This window comes from Neisseria sp. P0014.S009, from assembly GCF_051958155.1.
In the GTDB taxonomy this organism is placed as follows: Bacteria; Pseudomonadota; Gammaproteobacteria; order Burkholderiales; family Neisseriaceae; genus Neisseria; species Neisseria flavescens_C.
The window spans coordinates 1-236 of the sequence record NZ_JBQCVS010000268.1 but is presented as its reverse complement, the minus strand read 5'-3'; the positions used below and the strand labels follow the sequence as shown (position 1 = coordinate 236).

The 236-nt window shown below is 48.7% G+C and carries 1 pseudogene; it reads left to right on the top strand.

The window, feature by feature from the left end:
* Window positions 1–16: 16 nt before the first annotated feature.
* Window positions 17–236: pseudogene (locus ACTHS4_RS12610) on the top strand (FAD:protein FMN transferase); the annotation flags it as partial.

The following is a 236-nucleotide window of genomic DNA, read 5'->3' as shown; positions in this document are numbered from 1 at the left end:
CGGTTGCACCGTTGCCATCGTTTCCGCACTCACACTCTCAGCCTGCCAACCTGAAAAACAACAAACCATTACCCTGCAAGGCGAGACAATGGGCACAACCTATACCGTCAAATATCATTCAGACGACCAAGACAAACTCCCCTCCCCTGCCGAAAAACAAAAACGCATTGATGATGCGCTTAAAGAAGTCAATCGGCACATGACTACCTACCAGACCGATTCCGAAATCAGCCAAT